The organism is Paenibacillus glycanilyticus NBRC 16618 (genome assembly GCF_004000805.1).
Taxonomy (GTDB): Bacteria; Bacillota; Bacilli; order Paenibacillales; family Paenibacillaceae; genus Pristimantibacillus; species Pristimantibacillus glycanilyticus.
Genome location: NZ_BILY01000007.1, coordinates 221,112 through 238,387 on the forward strand (window position 1 = coordinate 221,112; position 17,276 = coordinate 238,387).

15 protein-coding genes are annotated in these 17,276 nt (G+C 50.2%); 4 read left to right on the forward strand and 11 right to left on the reverse strand.

The genetic code is table 11. From position 1 onward, the window contains the following. Positions 1–138: 138 nt before the first annotated feature. The 4 genes from PGL01S_RS07790 to PGL01S_RS07805 form a co-directional block, all read right to left on the reverse strand. Positions 139–1,881, reverse strand: a complete 1,743-nt coding sequence (locus tag PGL01S_RS07790) for an ABC transporter substrate-binding protein (protein ID WP_127493144.1) — start codon at positions 1,879–1,881, stop codon at positions 139–141. A gap of 357 nt (positions 1,882–2,238) precedes the next feature. After that, a complete protein-coding gene (dnaI, locus tag PGL01S_RS07795; protein ID WP_127493147.1) occupies positions 2,239–3,195 on the reverse strand; it encodes a primosomal protein DnaI in 957 nt (318 codons plus the stop codon). A gap of 23 nt (positions 3,196–3,218) precedes the next feature. Beyond that, complete coding sequence (locus PGL01S_RS07800; RefSeq protein ID WP_127493149.1) at positions 3,219–4,739, reverse strand: replication initiation and membrane attachment family protein; 1,521 nt, start codon at positions 4,737–4,739, stop codon at positions 3,219–3,221. 209 nt (positions 4,740–4,948) lie between these two features. Further along, positions 4,949–5,236, reverse strand: a complete 288-nt coding sequence (locus tag PGL01S_RS07805; RefSeq protein WP_127493152.1) for a YuiB family protein — start codon at positions 5,234–5,236, stop codon at positions 4,949–4,951. A 158-nt stretch (positions 5,237–5,394) separates the two neighbouring features. Between PGL01S_RS07805 and hemQ the strand changes: the two genes are divergently transcribed. After that, complete coding sequence (gene hemQ / locus PGL01S_RS07810; protein WP_127493155.1) at positions 5,395–6,141, forward strand: hydrogen peroxide-dependent heme synthase; 747 nt, start codon at positions 5,395–5,397, stop codon at positions 6,139–6,141. A 239-nt stretch (positions 6,142–6,380) separates the two neighbouring features. Here the strand turns inward: hemQ and PGL01S_RS07815 are convergent, their stop codons facing one another. The 3 genes from PGL01S_RS07815 to PGL01S_RS07825 all read right to left on the reverse strand — a co-directional run bounded on the left by PGL01S_RS07815 (position 6,381) and on the right by PGL01S_RS07825 (position 8,804). Continuing rightward, positions 6,381–6,869 carry an NUDIX domain-containing protein gene (locus PGL01S_RS07815; RefSeq protein WP_127493158.1) on the reverse strand — a complete coding sequence of 163 codons (489 nt, stop codon included), beginning with the start codon at positions 6,867–6,869 and terminating at the stop codon, positions 6,381–6,383. A 481-nt stretch (positions 6,870–7,350) separates the two neighbouring features. Then, positions 7,351–7,611: a hypothetical protein gene (locus PGL01S_RS07820; protein WP_127493161.1), complete on the reverse strand. Its 261-nt coding sequence runs from the start codon at positions 7,609–7,611 to the stop codon at positions 7,351–7,353. Continuing rightward, positions 7,611–8,804: an NAD(P)/FAD-dependent oxidoreductase gene (locus PGL01S_RS07825; RefSeq protein WP_015846384.1), complete on the reverse strand. Its 1,194-nt coding sequence runs from the start codon at positions 8,802–8,804 to the stop codon at positions 7,611–7,613. The genes PGL01S_RS07820 and PGL01S_RS07825 overlap by 1 nt, the downstream gene beginning before the upstream one ends. A gap of 355 nt (positions 8,805–9,159) precedes the next feature. Here PGL01S_RS07825 and PGL01S_RS07830 point away from each other — a divergent pair, with 355 nt between their 5' ends. Next, positions 9,160–10,161, forward strand: a complete 1,002-nt coding sequence (locus PGL01S_RS07830) for an NAD(P)/FAD-dependent oxidoreductase (RefSeq protein ID WP_127493164.1) — start codon at positions 9,160–9,162, stop codon at positions 10,159–10,161. A gap of 336 nt (positions 10,162–10,497) precedes the next feature. Here PGL01S_RS07830 and sda read toward each other — a convergent pair whose 3' ends face one another. From sda to PGL01S_RS07845, 3 genes are all read right to left on the reverse strand, one after another. Next, positions 10,498–10,641, reverse strand: coding sequence for a sporulation histidine kinase inhibitor Sda (gene sda, locus PGL01S_RS07835; protein ID WP_127493166.1), 144 nt, complete (start codon positions 10,639–10,641; stop codon positions 10,498–10,500). A 328-nt stretch (positions 10,642–10,969) separates the two neighbouring features. After that, the gene (locus PGL01S_RS07840; protein WP_127493168.1) at positions 10,970–11,641 is read right to left on the reverse strand and encodes a YheC/YheD family protein; all 672 of its coding nucleotides are present in this window, start codon (positions 11,639–11,641) and stop codon (positions 10,970–10,972) included. Positions 11,642–11,755: 114 nt separating this feature from the next. Further along, on the reverse strand, positions 11,756–13,915 hold the full coding sequence (locus PGL01S_RS07845) for a DNA topoisomerase III (protein WP_127493170.1): 2,160 nt from the start codon (positions 13,913–13,915) through the stop codon (positions 11,756–11,758). A gap of 172 nt (positions 13,916–14,087) precedes the next feature. On the opposite strand from PGL01S_RS07845, the gene PGL01S_RS07850 reads away from it, so the two are divergent. Then, a complete protein-coding gene (locus PGL01S_RS07850; RefSeq protein WP_127493172.1) occupies positions 14,088–15,239 on the forward strand; it encodes a metallophosphoesterase in 1,152 nt (383 codons plus the stop codon). A 93-nt stretch (positions 15,240–15,332) separates the two neighbouring features. Next, positions 15,333–16,280, forward strand: coding sequence for a coiled-coil domain-containing protein (locus PGL01S_RS07855; protein WP_127493174.1), 948 nt, complete (start codon positions 15,333–15,335; stop codon positions 16,278–16,280). Positions 16,281–16,300: 20 nt separating this feature from the next. Here the strand turns inward: PGL01S_RS07855 and PGL01S_RS07860 are convergent. After that, a partial coding sequence (locus tag PGL01S_RS07860; RefSeq protein ID WP_164775406.1) for an ABC transporter permease occupies positions 16,301–17,276 on the reverse strand: 976 nt, incomplete at its 5' end.

Sequence of the window (17,276 nt, forward strand, 5' to 3'; positions counted from 1 at the left end):
CATCCTCCTAAAAAGAATTACCGCGCCTTTTGAGGTAATTCTTACTTCGTAAGCGTAAACCTAAGAATTGCCGCGGATTGGTTTACAAGGAAGAAGAGGGCCACGCCCTCTTCTCCTGCAAACGATTGATTACGCCGCTTATTCGGCCAGCCACCATTTGATCATATGATAGAAATATCCGGTTTGCTGCGTTGGTACAGGCGCATCCTCTTCCGCGAATTTCACTTTAGGTCCGATACCTTGAGGGTTGCCGTATTGGTACAGGAATACGTAAGGCAAGTCAGTCGAAATTTCGGTTGCGATTTGGTTGTAAATTTCTTTACGGGCTGCTTGATCCACGACGGAGTAACCGTCTACCCACAGCTTGTCGAGCTTCTCGTTCTTATACCAACCGCTGTTTTGACCTGCCGGCGGGAAGTATTTCGACGAGAAGATGCTTTCGCCGTCCGGATCCGGATTGCTAAGCGACCAGCCAAGCAGAATGGCAGGGTATTTACCAGGCGTAATGTTCTGATCGATCCATGTTGCGAAATCGATCGCCGTCGGCTTCACTTCGATGCCTACGTCCTTCAGGTTCTGCTGAATGATTTGCGCTACCGCTTCACGGCGGCTGTTGCCGGCGTTGTATTGCAGCTCGAAGGAGAAGCGGTGGCCGTCTTTCGCGAGAATGCCGTCTTTGCCGGCAACCCAGCCGTCTTCGGCCAGCAACGCTTTTGCTTTCTCGGCGTCGTAATTGTAATTAACCGCTTTGTCGCCCGGATCTGACCAGGAGCCTGGAAGGAACGGTGCATTCATTAGAGCGCCTGTACCTTTCAGAACGTTATCGACCATGCCTTGGCGGTTCAGAGCGTAAGCAATGGCTTGACGGCTCTTCTGCGAAGAGAACGGAATGAACTTATCCGGGAAGTTGTTGGCGTCAAAGTTAAAGCTGATATACTCGTAGGTCGAGGTTGATCCTTTAATGACATTGATTTTGTCGTTTTTCTCAACCGCTTCAAGCTGCGTGATCGGAATCGCCAGCGTCGTGTCCACATCGCCTTTGATCAGCGCTTGAACCTCCGTATTTTGATCGGCGTAAATTTTGTAAACGACTTTTTGAATATTAGGCTTTACTTCGCCCCAATAATTCGGATCGGCTTCAAGGCTTACGTACTGGCCGGCTTTCCACTCCGACCATTTCCAAGGACCGCTTGTCACCGTCTTGGCAGGGTCTTTACCGAATGCATTCGCCTGCAAATCTTCAGGCTTCACATCCTTGAGGATATGGCTTGGCACCGGATTAAGCATCAGGGAATATTGGAATGGCGCGTATACTTGCTTCAGCGTAATTTTGACGGTGTAGTCGTCGACTTTCTCGACGCTGCCAACTTTGTCAAACGTGCTGATGCCTGGCGCACCCGCTTTTGGATTGATGATCGTATTAATAGTAAAGACCAAATCATCTGCGGTAATTGGTTGACCGTCGCTCCATTTGGCCGTATTTTTCATTTTTACGGTATAGGTTTTGCTGTCTTCCGAAATTTGCGGAAGTTCGGCAGCCAGAGACCATGGCTGTACAACCAGGTTGCCGTCACGGTCCAGATCGTACAATTGGGCGAATAACAAATATTGCATATCTCCGGAAGCCGTATCATTCACAAAAATCGGATTGACCGAGACAATATCGGAGAATGTGCTTACCGTTAACGTTCCGCCTACTTTAGGCGCATTGGGATCCTCTGAAGGTTCCGCGGAAGGAGAAGCCGATTCATCGGCAGTTGTTGCCGAAGGCGAAGGGGAATTCGAGCTGTTATTAGTATTCTTATTGGAACAGCCTGCGATTAGGATAACCAGAATACTTAATAGGAACAAAAACTTCATAGATTTCTTTCGTGTAATCATCCTATCTCCTCCTTTAAATTGAACGTGATATCGTCCATATGCTCTGTTTAAACATCGCTGCCTTTTCATTTGTTCAAATCTTTTAATTTTTCTGATTATTTTGAACGTAAGTATTGCATTCTGTTTACGTCGCCTACATAATTTACTAGTAAGGCATTAATAGCAAACTCATTCTAAACTTCTGCTCACCGATTCCGTCTTCCATAGATGTACATCTTGAACTTTATTTTTCCAAGTATGTAACATTCTCTCACCTCCCCATGAAGAGAGTATACTATAAGTTATTAACGCGGTAAATAGTTAAAGTATGTTCAAAAAAAGAGGCTGCACATTTGAACAAATGTGCAGCCTCTTTTTTTATTTGCGTCCCCGCTTATTCTCTCCCGTGACCATAACAACCTCAACATAAGGCCTGATCCGGTTCATCAGGCGTTCTCCTTTATGCTGCTCATCGCCGTCTTTGCTCGTAAAGCTAAAGTGTCTCTCCAGAGCATCCAGCTCATAGTTGGAAGTATATAAGGTAGGCTTCCGGTTCATCCGGTAATTGAGAATCGATCCAAGGACATGGTCCCGAACCCACGGATTCAGGTTCTCGGCCCCGATATCGTCAAAGATGAGAAGATCGGTCTCCTTCATCATCTCTACCGTCTCGCGAAGCTTAGTCTGGTCATGCATCATCGATTTCAAATCTTCCACGAATTCCGGCATGTAAACGATAGCTCCCGAGTATCCCGCCTTCGCAAGCTCGTGAAGCAGATAACACATAAGAAACGTCTTGCCCGTGCCGAACTTGCCGGCGAGGTACAAGCCTTCCTTTTGCAAACCTTCTTCCTTCGTCTTATCGATATAAGCGAGAATCTGATAGGCTGCCTCGGTCCGCTTCGGATCGTTGAACAATATTTCATCGGCCGAATAACCGTTATTCAGCGCAGTCTCGTCCACATAGAAGCTGCGAATCCGGCTCTTGATCTGCTCTTCGCTGCGCCGCGCGAGGAACTTCTTGCAGGATACCTTCCGGTCAATCAATTGAACCTGATCATTTACCGTTTCGCAAGAAAGCAATGTATAATGGCCTTCGAAATCATTCGGACAATTGTTTAATCCCGGGCAGTTCGAACAATTCCGGTATTCATTCACATATTGATAAACCCGGTTCATATTCATCCGTACCGCACGTTCATCCAGCTCAGGGTGCTTGACGAACAGACGCTCAACAAGAGGGTCCGCCATTAGCTCTCTAAGCTTTTGTTCCGCTTGATCGTTCATTGACTTACCGCCAGGCCATGCTTTTAACATTTCACCAAGCGATTCCATTCGTATTCACCCCGCTTTATGGTTTAACCTTTGCCGTCCAGCTTTCTGGCCAGCTTTCGCATTTGTTCCAGCTTCTCCGGCGAAATTGCCGTATCTCCCGCTCCTTCATCCTGTACAATCGGGATTGAAGGCTTACGCGAAATACCTCCGCGCGAGCTGTTGCGCGACGTTCCTCTCGTGCCCGGAAGACCTGCTGCCGCTCTGGCATTCCGGCGTTCCTTGTCGGCCTCTACCTCGGCTTGTTCTCTGACGTAAAGAACGGCCTTCTCGAAGGTATCCACCTGCTTTACCAGCATGTTGGACACAACGGCCTCCACGAATGTTTTCGTTACGCGTTGCGCATCGTTCATGCCTATTACATAATGAATAAGTACGTTGATTACCGGTTCGGGGAGCTTGTAATTCAGATCAATCCGCTCAAAGGATCTTTCGATCCAATCCGGTACGGCCCCAGGGAAAAACCGCTGCAAAAAACGGGTATGCGGTTCGTTCCGCATGAGCATATTATATTGCTGCACGTCGCATCTGCCCGCCAATTGACTTGGCACAAGCATGTAATACTCTTCCTGAACGCCAAACTCGACAAGCTCTTCCTCCGTCTCGTTTGGTTGAACGGCTGCTGCCTGCACGCGGGCAATCGTTCTTTGCCGTTCTCCTTCGCGCTTCTTATCCTGGCGGTACAGTTGATTCGCGCGCAGTTGAATTTCGTCTACGATCAGATCGCCATTCGAAGCGAAAATGCCGTCTTCATCCAATAAACGGCAAATGTCCGCAACGGATAGATTGTATTTGTAAGCAACATAATTGACTTGCGCGAGCTGCTCGGAATTGCCGCGCATTCGCTCCACATAACTTCGGTTCGCCGAATTTCGCGGAAAACGAAGGATAATTTCCCCGTAAGGAATACCTGCCGTCTCAAGCTGTGCCCGAGGCGCAGCCTGACGGGTTGGCGCTACTTCCGTTAAAGCTTGTTCGAGCTCCTGATCCACCGAATGCGTGTTCAGTTGGAAGAGCTCATAGAAAGGCACCGATATGTTTTCTTTGGTCAACTGCTTCTGCGCCAGCTCGTCCGGCTCTTGCGCCCCAAACGATTCGCGAAGCGAAATAACCGCGTACTTGCCGATCTTGTCCCTAAGAAGCAGGGTCAAATGCTGATTGCGGAAAAATTCCCCCGGCGTTAGCGGCTGCGACAGTTCGTATTCGTACATGACATCCGCCTGATCCGGCAATCCTACCCGCGACGTCTGCAGAAGCCCAACCGCTTCGAGGCGCGATGCCTGATCGATCAAATATTTTCTGCCGCGTTCGTTCATGTCCAGTCCAAGTCCCAAGAACAGCTTGCGCTGCGTTTCAATGGCGGAATAACCGGACGTTCCTTCGGCAATGCCATGATAAAGCTGCTGATATAAAGCAATAGCAAATGCGCCTATCATCGGCTGATAGATAAGCGACAACATTTTATAGTCCAAGCTGCTTAGCGAAAAATCTCGAAAAATGTAATAACGGTGATGTTCTGTATATTGCAGTAGATTACCGATGCGCAATTGCATCTCTCCATCTCATTCGTACTTTCTATTATTCTAACATAAAAAGAAGGGCCGGGGACGAATACAAAACTAGAAATATGAGGTGACGCGGCAAGCAGCCGTCGCTATCCCTGGCAGAACGCGGTATACGAGGAAACTAATAATTTTCTTAGAAACGGAAAACGGCTCCGTGATTCCCTTCGGAATAACGGAAGCCGTTGAATGATTTAGAACATTTTATAGCCGCCGCGGCGCAGCGCGCGAATGGCCCATCCGCTGATATAAGCACCCGCCAAGGCGCCGATTACCGGGATAACATCTACATATGTAAACTCTGTGAAATTGTCGACAAACGAAACGGAATGATCCCATGTCGACCATATGCCGATAGGCAGCAGTACGATTATAAAGACATAAATAGGAAACCACGTTGTTTTGAGAAGCATGTTGAGAATAAAGCCGATGCCGAACATCATGACCAGGAACAGCACGGTGGCTACAAATAATTGAAGCATGTCCTCTTCTCCTTATGGAAAGTCTCGCTTTTCAGTTTAAATAATGGAAATAAGGAAGTCAATCGGAGCTGTCCATTTGTCACAAGTCCGCCATTTGCTCTAGCTGATTTATTTACGATACAATGTTAAAAGCAATGTGACGAGAGGAGAATTTACCCATGAGTGAAGTAGCCATTACATTAGAAGGCTGGTATGCGCTGCATGATTTCCGTTCGATGGATTGGGCGGCATGGCGGCTTGCAAGCGATAGAGAACGGAGCCAGGCGTTGGACGAGCTTCAATCCTTCCTTAAGGAATGGAGCAGCGTTGACGAAAACAAGCAAGGCAGCACGGCTGTTTATTCCATCGTTGGCCAAAAAGCCGATTTCGTGTTTATGCACCTGCGCGAAACGCTGGAAGAGCTGAACGAGATCGAAACCGCGTTTAACAAAACGCTGTTCGCCGAGTTCACGCAGCCGGCTCACTCGTATGTGAGCGTTGTTGAGCTTAGCAACTACGTCAATTCCCCGGGCAGCGACCCGATGCAAAATCCGGAGGTTGTGGCGCGTCTGAAGCCATCCCTTCCAAAAGCAAGGCATATTTGCTTCTACCCGATGAACAAACGCCGTTCCGGCAACGATAACTGGTACATGCTGAGCATGGAAGACCGCCGCAACATGATGCGCAGCCACGGCATGATCGGCCGCAAATATGCCGGCAAGGTGAAACAGATTATCACCGGCTCCGTTGGTTTCGATGATTGGGAATGGGGCGTTACGCTGTTTGCCGACGATGCCCTTCAGTTCAAAAAGCTCGTATACGAAATGCGCTTTGACGAAGTCAGCGCGCGTTACGGCGATTTTGGCGAATTCTTTGTAGGGAATCTGCTGACGGACGAGAAGTTTAAGGCGATGCTCTCGCTGTAATAGGTTAGAGCGAGCCTACACAGTCAAATGTTCTTCCGATCGCTGTTGTTCACGGATTCCTTGATTAATGGTTAATAGGTTGGAATCCGTGAACAAAGGCGAACACTTAAAAGCTTTCTGAAAGAAAGCTACTTCGGAAGCATAAATCTTTCTCCAGAATCATTTGAGCTGCTCCATCCTCGCTTAACCTTTTTATAAGACCGATAACGCCACCGGGTAATTCCGGTGGCGTTATTTTTTTAAGATAGATAGACGTCGTAAGACTGGTATTTCGTCTTGGTGGTTATTGGGCTGGATGATTTGAGCAGGCCAGGGTTAGAACCGTTGGCTGATTGGATGAATTGTTTTGCGAGATCAATGACCTGTGGGTCATTTAAAGCCTGAGACGGACTTTGGAATCGCAGATCGGAGATCTCGTTCTGATCCAATGCCATTAGTTCGCCGGATACATACTCCATTTCGAAAACAATATAAATCCCCGTCTCCCTAACATCCCCCACTTGCCTCACTCCGCTTCGGATGCCCACAATTCTTGTTGGGACAGCGGACAGCCCCGTCTCCTCCTGAACTTCCCGAATCAAAGCTTCCTCTAAGGATTCCCCTGCTTCAACAAATCCACCCGGCAGCAGCCATAATCCTTTATTAGCTCCATCATTTTGTTGAACCAGCAAAACCTCATCCGCTTTGCGCACGATTCCCCCAACCGAAATCGAAAATGGATATGTCACCTTTGCCGCCTCCCAACATTCCTGCTTTGGTTACAGCATAAGACCAACCTTGGTAATAACTGAAATATATAGACTCGATAGAGCTTATAGTTAATAACAATAATACTCCTGCAACTCTGTGTATCGAACACAGTCCGGAACCTCCACAAAAAAAAGCCTCAGCTAACGAAACTACGTATCGCTATTCGCTCGAATTTAGCGGTTTGGGAATTCTAACGAAACCTGGTATCGCTATTTACCGCTTATAAGCATCATAATGCCCGAAAAAGGGCAAATAGCGATATGACGTTTTGTTAGATTTGAAAAATGGCCTATTTGCGGCAAATAACGATACGACGTTTCGTTAGATCGCGAAGCGAAGCCGGGGCGAAGTCGCGGATCTGACAAACGTCCGATACAAAACAAAAAAGCTTTCACCGAAGCGCAATGTCGTTAAGTTTGCTTAACTTAATGACATTGTCGCCGAAGCGAAAGCTTTTTATTAATCTTCGTCGTCCTCGTCCAGGAGGCCGAGGCGTTTTTGTTCGAGATAGAGCTCGGTCGCTCGGTCGCGCTCGCGGCCTTTCTCCTTCAGCCGCTCGATGGCGGGCAGAATGAGAATATCCACTTCTTTTTGCACCGTATACGACAGATCATAACGCTGCTGGGACTCGAGGAACGAGCCCACCTCCATCAACGCATTGTATCGGTCGAGCTCATCCCGGGTCAATAATCCCCGGACTTGAACGCTGCAGTGGCGCATTACAGGAACTTCCCTTTCCGCAGCACAAGCGGAATACCGCCGATAATGAACAGGTAACGGAGATCGATCATCTTTTTCAGCCAAGCAGCCGTGCGGCCTTTGTATTTCTTGCCGAAGGCGATGCCAATCGCTTCGCCTTTGCCAAGCGACGCCACCGTGCCTTTGTTGCTGAAGACAAAGGCCTTCAAAGGCTGGTTGCGGATCGAAGCAATCAGGTTATGCGCGCATACGACGCCTTGCTGCATGGCGATTTGAGCGGTTGGCGGGTATGGACGGCCCTCAGGATTAAACATCAGAGAATTGTCGCCCACGATGTAAATATTCTCATGGCCTGGCGCGCGCAGGTTGTCGTCCACTTTTACGCGTCCGCGCATCGTTTCAAAGCCTGCATCCTCAATCAGACGATTGCCGCGGATACCCCCGGTCCAAATAACCGTCTGCGATTTGATTTCTTCGCCTTCGCCAACGACGACGCCGTCCGGCGTGCACTCTTTGATCGCCGTTCCGATGCGGAACGTTACGCCTTTTTTGGTTAATACGTCCATCGCGTATTCCACGAGTTCAGGATCGAAGCCCGGAAGCGCGGTTGGAGCAGCTTCAATATTATAAATTTTCACGAGTGCGGGATCGACGTCGAACTGCTTGCACAGCTCAGGGATACGGTCGGACAGCTCACCAATGAATTCGATGCCGGTAAAGCCCGCTCCGCCTACGATAAAGGTCAGGTAGTCGGTACGATGCGGTTCGCGCTTGAAGCGCGCGAATTGATATTCGATATGCTCGCGGATGAGGCGGACGGAGTTGATGCTTCTAATATTCATTGCATATTCGCCAAGCCCAGGAATGCCGAAGGTTTCCGGCTCGCCGCCAAGACCGATGACCAAGTAATCATACGAAAGAGTTCCATCTTCGAGAATAACCTTTTTGTCCTGCGGACGAATTTGAACGACCGTCGATTTCACGAAGTCGATCTTGAATTCGTCAATCAGCTTGGAAATGCTGACGCGCGCATTCTCAGGATTATCCGTTCCCGCAGCAGGCATATGCAAATGCGTTGTAATATAATGATAGTCGTGCTTATTCACCAAAGTGACGTCGGCCTCGTTATAATTAAGTTCTTTTTGCAACCGCAGCGCAGTAAGCACACCGCCGTAGCCAGCTCCTAAGATGACAATTTTGGGTATGTTGCTCATCGTATGATCCCATCCATTCCTTAGCTTGTTTATGTGTCTTTTTGTTTGTGAAAAATTACACAATCCGTGCTGGATCTATATTTCTACCCCAGCGAATTGTGTCATTTTTTGGTCCGATTTATCGCTCCGATTGTACGCTATAAATACCCGCGTTGCAGTCCTATTTATCTACTGTTGACTGTCCAAATTCGGCGCCATACATACAATACATCAGAAATATTACATAGTTTTCACTTAAACTTCAAGAGCAAAATATACGAAAAACTTTAGAGCAGCATACAAATTAATATTTCCTTCTTGGAAACGCCAGGCATATAATAGAAAGCAGATCATCAATATATTGGAGGTGCTTTCCATGTCATCCGTAGAGCAGCCGAATAACCTTGCAGATATTATCATTATTGGCGGCGGGCCTGCCGGCCTGTTTGCAGCCTTTTATGGCGGAATGCGCCAGGCATCCGTTAAAATTATCGAGAGCATGCCTCAGCTAGGCGGTCAGCTAGCAGCCCTTTATCCGGAGAAGTACATATATGACGTGGCCGGGTTCCCGAAAGTTACAGCCCAAGAGCTTGTTGATCGGTTAATTGAGCAAATCAGTCTTTTTCAGCCGGAAATATTATTAGAAGAAAAAGTCGTTGAAGTGAACAAACAGAGCGAACGTTTATTTGAAGTCATTACCAATAAAGCCGTACATTATGCAAAAGCCGTTATTATTACGGGGGGCGTGGGCGCTTTCGAGCCGCGCAAGCTGGAGCTGCCCGAAGCCGTGCAATACGAGAAGAGCAATCTTCATTATTTCGTCGGGGATCTGAACCGGTTCAAGGGGCAAAAGGTACTGCTCACGGGCGGCGGCGATTCGGCCGTTGACTGGGCGCTGATGCTTGAGCCCATCGCGGAGTCGGTTACGCTGGTACACCGCCGCGACAAGTTCCGCGCGCATGAACATAGCGTAGAGAATCTGATGAACTCGAAGGTTATCGTCCAGACGCCTAAAGAGGTTACCTCTCTCCACGGGGACGGCCGGATCAGCCGCGTAACGCTGACGGATGTCAAAACCAAGGAGCAAGCCGAGATCGAAGTAGATGCGGTAATCGTCAATTACGGCTTTGTGTCCTCTCTCGGCCCGATTGCCGAATGGGGCATTGAAATTCAAGGCGGCTCCATTGTCGTGGACACTAGAATGGAGACCAGCGTCAGCGGCATTTTTGCCGCGGGAGACATTACGACCTACCCGGGCAAGCTGAAGCTGATTGCCGTTGGCTTCGGGGAAGCCCCTACCGCCATTAATAACGCAAAGGTCTATATTGATCCGGACGCTAAGCTCTCACCGGGGCATAGCAGCAACATGAAGCTGTAGCGAATGTTAAAACGGAAATAAGAAGGGTATCCTAACGTTGGCGTTTCATTCAAGTGCAGGCAATCTGCACGAGCCAAGGAGGATACCCTTATGTTTTGTCCTGTATGCAATGGCATGCAGCCGCTGGATGCAGCTTGCTCCAATTGTGGCCAAGCGATGGAAGATTGGGGCCGAATGACGGACTGGATTGGTCCTTATGCACCTTATGTGCCACTTGAGACGGAAATGACTTCATGGAATCAATCGGCCGATAATAGAAACTGCTTGCATATTGTATACTGCTCGTCCTGCGAACGGACGGTTGAGGCTGCCGTTATGGAAATAGGGAGTACACCTTTAAATAGCGTTTGAGGCGGCAGCCTTGTTGAGTTGTCTTCGCTTCATCTCGAGCAGAAGCATTCGGATGAAGTCGTCTTCCAGCTTGTACTGAATAGCGGCAAGGTAGGTGTCTTCCAGCAGCTCGTCTGACAGCAGATCCATACCTGGACACTTCCTTTCTTCCTAAAGTTTCCTGAGCTGTCCCCATCGTAACATGCCCTTTTCCCTACAACAATGGCCCCCATTATACACATATCCTTGTGGACAGGCTGTGTATGAGATGTGAATACAAGTCGAAAAATGAGGATTTAACGCAGTGGATGATGTGGATACTTTTATACACAGCCTTTTTTTACCAAAACGCGATAAAAAACTTTAATCGAAATTCCTTGCCCCATTAATGGAATATATTGAAATTATGTGCATAAGCTTGTAGTTTCCCCGTGAAAAAAAACAAACCCGAAAGGGTTTATGATCGGCCTTTTCCTTCTTATTGCGGCCTCGTATTCACTTCGAAGATCCATATCTTGCCGTTAACGTCGATGCCGTAATCAAACCCTAACTGCCCAACGCCAGGGAACCTTTCCTCCAGTATTCGCGTTGATGCAACGGTCAGATCGCGCATTTTTTGCTTTTTCGCCCCCACCAGAGACGGAGATAAGGATCGGCGGATTCCCTCTGCCGCCGTAACCATCGTGCCGCCTTGGCACAGGTTCGTGACAAACAGACCCGGCTTTGCTATTCTCCCTACCATGGAGCGATATTCCCAGCCTGTTTCCGTCTTTACATATTTGACCCGGTAATCAATCGGACGTGCGCCAACCTTGGCAAGACGGATGCCCTTTTGAATCAGATAAGGACGATTTTTGCGTTTCTTGTCGAGTGCGGATTTGAGAGCTTCAAAGCTGGCATAAGAATGCGTGGTCGAATGAGAGGTAAAGCTGTAGCCCGAGCTTGTCTTCGATACCTTAATAACGCCGTGTCCTCCCGTGCCGATAACCGGCTTGATGACAACCATTTGATGCTTGCCGAGCATGCTTCTTAAGTTGCCGGCATTATATAGCTTTGTTGGCGGTATATGCGGGGCAATAAACGGATCGGCGAGCAGCGCCGCCTGCTTAGCCCATTTATCGGGGACTGGCCGGCCAAGTTGTTCTTCCATGCTATCAATCTCCTTTCCTATTAATAGCATATGAAGGACGAACGGTTGTCTCTTGGATGATTGTCCGAGCAAAAAAAGAGGAAGTACCGTTCTTCACGGCACTCCCTCTTCCGGTTATTCCTTATCTTGTTTGTTCATCGCGGCTTTCAGCGCATCGGCGAGACTATTGGACAGCGATACATTATCGCTGTACTGCTCGATCATCTTCTTCTGCTGATGCTTATTGATCTTACCGCCCTGCTTGTCGCCCAGCATCTCGATCACGTTGCATGGTCTGCACTGCGCGTACTTGCCTGCCTTGCCGTTATGAATTTCCATCTTCTTATGGCATTGCGGGCAGCGCTTATTGGACAACGCAGGCTCGGCCTGGCGGCGGTAGCTGCACTCCCGGTCGGAGCAGACCAGCGACTTGCCGCGCTTGCCCTTCACTTCCATCAGCAGCTTGCCGCATTCCGGGCAGCGCGAATGGGTCAAGTTATGCGGCTTGTATTCCTTCGTCTCATTCTTAACCGCCGTAACCCATTTGTCCGCCTGCTCCCGGATTCCGGCCATGAACCGCTTCGCGTCTCCCTGTCCATGCGCGATAAGCTCAAGCTCCCGCTCCCACTTGGCCGTCAGATCCGGGCTGCGCAGCTCGTCAACAACCAGCTCGATCAGCTGCTTGCCTTTGCTCGTCGGAACCAGGCGGTTCTGGGTGCGCTCAATGGTATCGGTCGAAAGAAGCTTCTCGATAATATCCGCGCGGGTAGCCGGCGTGCCAAGTCCATGCTTCTCCATTTTCGAGAGCAAAGAGGCCTCCGTGTAACGCGCCGGAGGAAGCGTGCGCAGCTCCTTCAAGCGGCTCTGCTTCACCGGAACAGCTTGTCCTTGGACAAGCTCCGGCAGCAGCTGCTCCGGAGTGCTCTTGTCCTCGCCGCGCCCGCTCTCCTCCTCGTCGTCCTCGTCTGCGGCAAGTCTCGCGTCACTGCCGCCGTACAGCTCTTTCCAGCCGATATCCTTCTGGACTTTGCCTTTCGCGTACAGCTTGTCTTGGCCAACCGTCAGCACGACGCTTGTCTCGTCGTACGTATACGGCGGGTAAAACAACGCGATAAAACGGCGCACGATCAGATCGTACAGCTTGCGTTCATCGTTGCTGAGAGCCGATAAATTCACGTACTCGTCGGTCGGGATAATCGCATGGTGATCGCTCACTTTGCTGTCGTCCACGAAGCGTTTCGTGACGGTCAGCTGACCCCGGAGCAGCTTGCGGGCAAGCGGTGCATACGGCCCCACCGCAACGCTCTCCAGGCGTCCTTTAAGCGTTGGCACGATATCGCTCGACAAATAACGAGAGTCCGTACGCGGGTAAGTAACGAGCTTATGCTGCTCGTACAGCTTCTGCAGGACATTCGACGTCATTTTCGCCGAAAAACCAAGCCGTTTGTTGGCTTCCCGCTGCAGCTCCGTCAAATCGAAAGCCTGCGGATGAGGCTCGGACTTCTGGGTTGTGCGAAGCTTATCAACCTTGGCGTTCTTCCCTTGCAGGCGTGAGACAACCGCTTCAGCTTCGCTTCTGTCCCACACTCTGCCGTCATGATTGTCATTCTGGCGCCACAGCGCCTGGAATGCTCCCAGATCCGCCGATACCGTCCAATAAGGCTGCGATTGAAATTGGTTAATCTCTTTCTCCCGGTCGATCAGCGCGCCAAGCGTTGGCGTCTGCACGCGGCCGGCAGCAAGCTGGGCATTGTATTTCACCGTAAGTGCGCGTGTGACATTAAGTCCGATCAGCCAGTCCGCCTCCGCCCGGCAGACGGCCGATGCGTACAAGTTATCGTATTGCCGGCCCGGCTTAAGCGCCTTAAAGCCATCCTTGATCGCTTTGTCCGTCTGGGACGAAATCCACAGCCGCTTGAACGGCTTGCGCCAGTGAACAAGCTCCATAATCCATCTGGCTACAAGCTCCCCTTCCCGCCCGGCATCGGTTGCGATAATAAGCTCGCCGATATCCGGTCGTTTGCACAGCTGCGCTACCGCCTTGTATTGATGCGACGTCTCGCGCATGACCTTCAGGTTCATTTTACCCGGAAGCAGAGGAAGATCCTCCAGATTCCATGTCTTGTATTTCGGATCGTAATCCTCCGGCTCCGCAAGCGTCACCAGATGGCCAAGCGCCCAAGTGACTACGTAGTTGGGGCCTTCCATATAGCTTTTATTTTTACTGCCGCAGCCGAGAACGCGCGCAATTTCTTTTGCGACGCTTGGCTTTTCCGCAAGCACTAACGATTTCATACTCGAATCCCTCTCCCTGCCGTAAAATCATTGTACAAGTATACTAGAAAAAAGGCGGCGAGACCAATGCCAAGCGCTAAATCCGCCTTATTTTACCCGGCAATTCCCGGTGTGATATAGTAGGTTCACGAGTTTAACGAAACCTATATGCGCCAAGTAAGGAGATGTCCGAGTGAAAGCTAGATTTATTCCCGTTATTACCGTCTTCCTCCTTGTATTTGGCCTGGTGAACTGGTACATCGGCTGGAATGGATGGGTATACCTGTCCACGCTGTTTGACCTGGGGAACGCCTGGCCGTATGGCATTATCGTCGGCATCCTCTCCTTCGCCTGGCTTGCCGGACGTTTTGGACAGCATTCGGCTTCGCCGGTGCGCGAAGTTGCCTATTTCCTGAAATACATCGGCTCCTACTGGTTTGCCGTCATGGAGTACGGTCTACTCATTCTGCCTCTGGCGGATCTGGCCGTCTGGCTGCTGACGCTTGCTTCCGTCCCCTACAAAACAGCCGTTGCTTCCGTTGGCACAATTGCTTTCGTTCTCTTGGCCTCGATTCTTATTCGGGGAGCTTGGAACGCCTGGACTCCGATTGTCCGTCATTATGACCTGACTATTCCGAAGCAGGCTGGCGCTATCCGGAAGCTCCGGATCGGGGTTGCCTCCGATATCCATCTGGGCACGGTTGTTGGCAACAAGCATCTTGGCCGCCTTGTGAGCCACATGGAGGAAATGAAGCCGGATCTGATTCTTCTGCCCGGCGACGTTATTGACGACAGCATCGATCCGTTTATTCGCCGCAATATGGCCGCTACCATGAGCAAGCTGAAAGCACCGCTTGGCATCTACGCTGTGCTGGGCAACCACGAATATATTGGCGGACATATTCAAGAATACATCGCCCAGATGAATGCAATTGGCATTCGGGTGCTTCTGGATGAAAATATCCTTGTGCAGGACAGCTTCTATATCGTTGGACGCAAAGATCTGGCGGCGCGGCATAGCGATCCGGAAGGCCGGCTCCCGATCAGCGAGCTGATTGCCGATCTGGATAAAGCCCGTCCGCTCATTATGATGGATCACCAGCCTTCCGATTTGGAGCAGGCGTCCGTCAACGGCATCGACCTCTCCTTATCCGGCCATACCCATCGCGGGCAAATGGCGCCTAACCATCTCATCACCCGCCGTATCTTCGAGCTGGATTGGGGCTATAAGCTGAAGGGCAGTCTGCACGCCATTGTCTCCTCGGGCTTTGGCTCCTGGGGACCGCCAATACGTCTTGGCAGCCGTTCCGAGATTATTCAGATTGATCTAACGTTTCAGCCGTAACCATATATCCGTCGCCAAGGAATGAAACTTAATAGTCCCCGCCCTCGTATAGAGTTTCAATCATCACCCTATTCCAGGAGGGAATTCCTGCTTATGACAAATTCTTTGTTGGATCGTTTGACGGAAGCAAAGGAACGCAAATACGAGCTTGATAGAGCCATTCGAAGACAGAGTCAATTCCGCTCCCGATTAAACGAATTGGAACGGCAAATTATCCGTCTGGAGCTTGATCTGGAATCCGAGCAGGCGGATGTCGATAAGCTTACTCGAATGACTCTGACGAATCTGTTTCATACGCTGCTGCGCAGCAAGGACGAACAGCTGGAGATGGAGCGTCAGCAGGCGGTCGCCGCAGCTCTCAGGCTATCGGAAGCCAAGCAGGAACGTGACAAGCTGAAGGAAGAAATTATGCAGGCCGGAATGGTCATTAGCGCGAATCACGGTGCCGAACAGGATTATTACGAGCTGCTAAAGGAGCAGGAACATTTCCTGAGAAGCATGCCGGACAAAGCCTCGGAGCTGCTAGCCATGGAAAGCGAGATTGCGGCTCAGCAGGTTACCGTACGCGAGCTGAACGAAGCTTTTACCGCGGGCAGACGGGTGCTTGCCTCGCTTGAGCCGGCTATCGAAAGTCTCGACAAAGCGATTAATTGGGGCAATTGGGATACCTGGGGCAACGGCGGGCTGATTTCCACCCATATTAAACACGAGCATATCGATGATGCGAAGGCCTCCATCGCAGCGGCTAATCATGAGCTGAAGAGCTTCCGGGATGAGCTGGCGGATCTGCAGCGCAGCCTGAATATCCATGTCGATATCAGCAGCCTGCTGAAGTTCGGGGACTATTGGTTCGACGGCCTGATTACGGACTGGATCGTCCAGAAGCGGATCAAAGAGACTCAGGACCGCACCTGCGAAGCTGCGCATGAAGTCAGAACGGTCGTAAAAAAACTGCAGGCCGAGTATACAGCCGCGGAAGCTGCGCTCAGCGGATTAAAAACAAAACGGATCTCATGGCTGGAGCAGCAGCAATCCACTTAAGAAAAAAAACGGCCGGCGCCTTAAGCGCTGGCCGTTCCTCTATTCAATCCTTTGGAGTAACTCATGCTTGCGAGCAGGAAGTAGATCGTCTGCATGACGACAAAGATGCCGATAATCACAAACGAATACAGCCACACGCTGGATTCCATCAATCCGTCCAGCGCCTTCATCGCAAACAGCGCATGAATAGTGCCCACCAAGCAGGGCAGATAAAAAATGATGGCGATCTGGGTCACCGTTATTTTTCTAATCTCCTGCCTTGTCATGCCTATCCGTTTCAACGCGTTGAACTGCGCCTGATCCTCCTGCAGCTCCGTGAACATCTTAAAGTAAATCAAGCTGCCCGATGCGATAAAGAACAGCAGACTGATGAACAACCCGATAAACAGGGTAAGCGAGCTTGTTTCCTTCATGTTGGCAAAGTTATCCGCGCGATTGCGGCTGACCTGCCCTTCAAGATCTTCCTTCACTTGCAGCTTCTTAATGGCCGGACCCGCGCTTTCCCAGTCCTTCACTTCGTAGCCGTACCAGACCAGCTGATCGCTCTCCGGCACACCTGCGAGAAGCTGCTTATAGTCGCTGTCCGCCACAATAATCGTCATCCAGTTGAAATCCGTCTGGTTCATTACGCTATCCGAGTGATCCGCCGATACGGGTAAATCAATCGTCGTGTTCTGTACCTTCCCCTGAATCCGTTCGATAGGGGGACTGAAAGATCCCGGCATTGCCGCCATGCCCGGCTTCAAATGAAGCTTCTTCTTCCCTTGCGCTTCCGCCAGGCGGTTATAATCCGACTCCGAGATCATCATGGTATCCGGATTATAATCGATATTGTTCCCGTTGCTCCGCGTCAGCTTAATATCGGTTACGCTTGCTCCGGCGACAATTTTCTCATCCGTAACCGGGTGGCCCGCTTCGCGAAGATGGGTCTTCAGCTCTTCCGGATCTATCACCTTGTGACTTTGAAGCCCTTTCTCCATAACGGCCATGGCATAA